This is a genomic window from Peribacillus sp. (assembly GCF_059453735.1).
Window position 1 is genome coordinate 1 of record NZ_JAZVJO010000509.1, and the last position, 1,962, is coordinate 1,962.

The following is a 1,962-nucleotide window of genomic DNA, read 5'->3' on the forward strand; positions in this document are numbered from 1 at the left end:
TGAATGATTCAGGTGTAAATTCTTTAGAATCTGGAAAACAAAAAAGGCCTATAAAATGGTATTTCCCATTCTATAAGCCGTTTTATCGATTAAGATGAACGATATTCAAATCATCATCAATTTTCTTTTCTTCAATCCAGGAATCCAGCTTCTTTTTAATAAAAGCAGGGAAGCGGTTATCTTTTTGCAGTTCAAACAGGAAAATGGATTTTTTCATGTTGACACAGGCTTCTGGATAGTTAGTCTGTAATTCAAGATTATAGCCTAACTGATAATGCAATTCCGCCAGTAAGTAGAGCTGATCCTGCTCAAGGCACCATTTTATTGCCTGTTGACAATATTGAATGGACTCATCGTACTGATTCATTCGAGTGAGTAAACGGGAAAAATTATAATAAAGCCGTGTTTTGACGGTTTTATCACTTACATGCGGAAGGGCTTTTATATGAAGTAAAGCGTCTTGGAAAGTGGCAAAGGACTTTTCATATTGTCGATCCGCTAAGTAAATCACACCCATACTGCTCTTCATTTCAATTTCTCTTTCAGAGTACATCTTTTCGTTGATCTGTGTGAGCGCGAGGCCTTCTTCAATTAGAGAAATAGCTTTTCCTACATCTCCCTTTACTTCATACTGATAGATTCCTTTATGCCAAAGCAGCAATTGGTGATTTTTTGTATGCTGCGTAAACAATGGATTATTTTCTTCGGTTCGCACAAGCTGATACATTTCGGTATAGTTCATATTGCGCCGTGCAAGCTTTAACTGATAGATAACCTCTTCGACATAATCAAGTCTTGGAGTCATTCCAATATCAAAAAAGTAGTTCACATCAACACCGAGCCGTTGAGAAATTAAATAAAGGGTTGAGGCATAGGGGTAAACATCGCCTTTTTCGATTTTACTAATTTGCGCTTGTGTACAAATCCCCTCTGCGAGCTCACCCTGCGAGAGTTTAATTTGCTTTCGAAGTTCTTTTATTTTCTTTCCTACAGCTGAAAAGTCCATATTAACTCCCCTTAAATATTCCTAGAGTTATAATTTTATATAAAAACGAAGGTAAACCATTCATATCCTGTAGATAGATACTTTTTAGCATGGTTAATCCGGATTTCAACCCTTTTACTAGTGTGGTTAAATATAACTATAGAATTTATTTCTATTAAATCCAATATTTTTTGAAGAAAAAGGAGGAATTACCTATGAAAAAGAAATTCGCAGGTTTTATGGTAGCTTTTCTTCTAGTAGCCGGTGCAGTCTTTGTCGGTGGAGCGCAAACATCAGAGTTACCAGGTGTTCATGAATTACCAGGCGTACATGAGCTGCCAGGTGTTCACGAATTACCAGGGGTACATTAATCGATAAATTAGCCTTTTAAAAAAACGCACCTTTTCAATGGAAGGGTGTGTTTTTGTTATTCACTTTTTTGTTTAGCTATTCTTCCAGGCATATGCCTAAAGTTATATTATGTACTGAAAAGTTAAGTATTCGTGCGGAAATAGGCGATAAATACCTCTAAAAAGAGAATAATCAAGAATACATAAAAAACCAGTATTTGTTATGCTTGAAATAATAAATGGGAGAGAGGTGTTACAATAATGCTTGATATTAATATGAAGGTCAATCCCTCGTTTTTTGATGATGAATGCGCCATTGTCTTTTCATTTTCCTTTGTCAGGGAGTCGAAGAAAATTGGGGAAGCTATTATTTACACCTGTGAAGAAGCGGGAGAAGAAGAGATTTACTCAATAAATGAGGAACAGAAAGAAAAAATCGCCTACTTACGGGAGTTTTCGATTATGGAAGAATACCATGAATCCTCAATGAGAAAAATCCAGCACTTTTTAAACATCTTAGGGATTAAAAAATGCATCAATCAGTATAATCTGGTTTATTAATAAAAAAAAAACACTCACGGCTTCTGAATAGCAGGCCATGAGTGTTACTTTTTTGAGCTTTTTCTC

The 1,962-nt window shown here is 35.6% G+C and carries 3 protein-coding genes; 2 read left to right on the forward strand and 1 reads right to left on the reverse strand.

What is annotated here, in order from left to right:
* Nucleotides 1-82: 82 nt before the first annotated feature.
* Complete coding sequence (locus AC52RT_RS16875; protein ID WP_495541819.1) at nucleotides 83-1,006, reverse strand: helix-turn-helix domain-containing protein; 924 nt, start codon at nucleotides 1,004-1,006, stop codon at nucleotides 83-85.
* A 194-nt stretch (nucleotides 1,007-1,200) separates the two neighbouring features.
* Here AC52RT_RS16875 and AC52RT_RS16880 point away from each other — a divergent pair, with 194 nt between their 5' ends.
* Nucleotides 1,201-1,356: a hypothetical protein gene (locus tag AC52RT_RS16880; protein WP_495541820.1), complete on the forward strand. Its 156-nt coding sequence runs from the start codon at nucleotides 1,201-1,203 to the stop codon at nucleotides 1,354-1,356.
* Between the two features lie 240 nt (nucleotides 1,357-1,596).
* Nucleotides 1,597-1,896 (forward strand): hypothetical protein, encoded by a 300-nt coding sequence (locus AC52RT_RS16885; RefSeq protein ID WP_495541821.1) that lies wholly within the window; start codon nucleotides 1,597-1,599, stop codon nucleotides 1,894-1,896.
* Nucleotides 1,897-1,962: the final 66 nt, after the last annotated feature.

Excerpts from the sequence above, each read along its gene's own strand:
- AC52RT_RS16875 (WP_495541819.1), bottom strand. The coding sequence starts at position 1,006 with ATGGACTTTTCAGCTGTAGGAAAGAAAATAAAAGAACTTCGAAAGCAA.
- AC52RT_RS16880 (WP_495541820.1), top strand. The coding sequence starts at position 1,201 with ATGAAAAAGAAATTCGCAGGTTTTATGGTAGCTTTTCTTCTAGTAGCC.
- AC52RT_RS16885 (WP_495541821.1), top strand. The coding sequence starts at position 1,597 with ATGCTTGATATTAATATGAAGGTCAATCCCTCGTTTTTTGATGATGAA.